The organism is Streptomyces phytophilus, assembly GCF_013870535.1.
Lineage (GTDB): Bacteria > Actinomycetota > Actinomycetes > Streptomycetales > Streptomycetaceae > Streptomyces > Streptomyces phytophilus.
This window is the reverse complement of the sequence record NZ_JACBXC010001347.1, coordinates 1-1573: the sequence shown is the minus strand read 5'-3', so window position 1 is coordinate 1573 and position 1573 is coordinate 1. Positions and strand designations below refer to the sequence as shown.

The 1573-nt window shown below is 73.7% G+C and carries 1 protein-coding gene; it reads left to right on the top strand.

Annotated elements, in window-relative coordinates:
* Positions 1 to 1573: AMP-binding protein (locus tag H5J30_RS32245; protein ID WP_181791181.1), on the top strand; the 1573-nt coding region annotated here is incomplete at both ends.

The window sequence follows — 1573 nt, the reverse complement described above, 5'->3', positions numbered from 1 at the left end:
GGGCCGGCCGCCGGAGCTGGCGGACGTGGAGTCGATCATCGGGCTGTTCATCAACACGTTGCCCGTACGGGTCCGGCTCGACGGCGCGCAGCCGGTGGCCGACATGCTGGCCGAGCTCCAGCGGCGGCAGGTCGCGCTGATGGCGCACCAGCACATGGGCCTCCAGGAGGTGCAGAAGGCAGCCGGCGAGGGCGCTGCGTTCGACACCCTGGTGGTCTTCGAGAACTACCCGGCGCCGCCCGCAGATTCGCCCGACCCGAAGGCGCTCACGATCCGCCCCGCGGGCGTCACCGAGGACACCGGCCACTACCCGCTGACACTGATCGCCGTCCCCGGTGAGCGCATCCAGGGCGACTTCATCTACCGCCCCGACGTGTTCGACCGCGACCGCGCCGAGGACGTCCTCGCCACCTTCGAGCACGTCCTTGAGCAACTGGTCGCCGACCCCGCCGCGCCGGTCGGCAGGGTGGCCGCCGTGACCGCGGCGAGCCGCGCGCTGGTGACCGAGGAGTGGAACCGTACGCGGGCGCCGCTGCCGGCCGCCCCGCTGCCCGAGTTGTTCGGTGCGCAGGTGGTGCGGTCGCCGGGGGCGGTGGCGGTGGTGGGTGGTGGGGTGTCGTTGTCGTACGGGGAGTTGGCGGAGCGTGCGGGTCGGCTTGGCCGGTATCTGGTGGCGTCGGGGGTGGGTCCGGAGACGCGGGTGGCGGTGGTGGCGGAGCGGTCGGCGGCGCAGGTGGTGGCGCTGCTTGCCGTGTCGTTGGCCGGGGGAGTGTTCGTACCCGTGGATCCGGGTTATCCGGCGGAGCGGTTGGCTTTCGTGCTGGGGGATGCGGATCCGGCGGTGGTGTTGTGTACGTCGGCGACCGGGGGCGTGTTGCCGGGTGGGTTGCGGGCTGTGGTGCTGGATGATCCGGCGGTGGTCGCGGAGATCGCGGCGTTTCCGGGCGGGGTGTTGCGGGCGGGGGAGCGGCGCGGGCCGTTGACGGCGGATCATGCGGCGTACGTCATCTACACCTCGGGCTCCACGGGTACTCCCAAGGGCGTCGTCGCCACCCATCGCGGCCTGGGGAACCTGGCGAATGCCCAGATCGACCGCTTCGCGGTCGGGCCCCGGTCGCGGGTCCTGCAGTTCGCGTCGGTGAGTTTCGACGCCGCGGTGTCCGAGCTGTGCATGGCCCTGCTTTCCGGCGCGGCGCTCGTCGTCCCCGCCGCCGGGGAACTGCCGCCCCACGTCCCCCTGGGCGACGCCCTCCGGGCCGCCCGCGCCACCCACGTGACGGTGCCGCCGAGCGTCCCGGCCGTCGCCGAGGAGCTGCCGGACACGCTGGAGACCCTCGTCGTCGCCGGGGAGGCGTGCCCGCCCGGGCTGGTGGACCGCTGGTCGCCCGGGCGGCGGATGATCAACGCGTACGGGCCCACCGAGGCCACCGTCTGCGCCGCGATGAGCGCCCCGCTGGCGCCCGGCACCGACCCGGTGCCCATCGGCGCACCGATGGCGAACGTCCGCGCGTACGTCCTCGACGCCTTCCTGCAGCCCGTTGCGCCGGGCGTCACCGGCGAGCTGTACGTCACC